Here is a 327-nt window from a genome sequence, read left to right as displayed (position 1 = left end):
GGGTTCTACCTCGTTTCCACGGACGGTTTGAAAAGGGCTGAAAACTTCAGATCTTGCCGGGCGACTCTACGACGCATTCGTGGGTTATGAAACCGCTCGATGTAGTCGAATAAATCCGCCCGTGCTTCATCACGAGTTCGATACGACTGATGGGCAACGCGCTCCCGTTTGAGCTGACCGAAGAAGCCTTCACAGGCAGCGTTGTCGCCGCAATGCCCGACTGCACTCATGCTGCAGACCAGCGTGTTGCGATTCAGAAAGCGCTGGTAGTCAGCACTGGTGAATTGGCTGCCGCGATCCGAATGCAGGATCACTGACCAGTCACCC

General features: G+C 55.7%; 1 protein-coding gene. It reads right to left on the bottom strand.

Annotated features, from left to right (window positions below; all coding sequences use genetic code 11):
• Positions 1-5: 5 nt before the first annotated feature.
• Positions 6-327, bottom strand: a 322-nt coding sequence (locus C722_RS25565; RefSeq protein WP_157225793.1) for an IS3 family transposase, incomplete at its 5' end; no start/stop codon positions are given.

This window comes from Pseudomonas sp. 313, from assembly GCF_000316965.1.
GTDB classification, from domain to species: domain Bacteria; phylum Pseudomonadota; class Gammaproteobacteria; order Pseudomonadales; family Pseudomonadaceae; genus Chryseomonas; species Chryseomonas benzopyrenica.
Note: the sequence above shows the minus strand (reverse complement) of the source record. Positions and strands in the feature narration are given on the sequence as shown.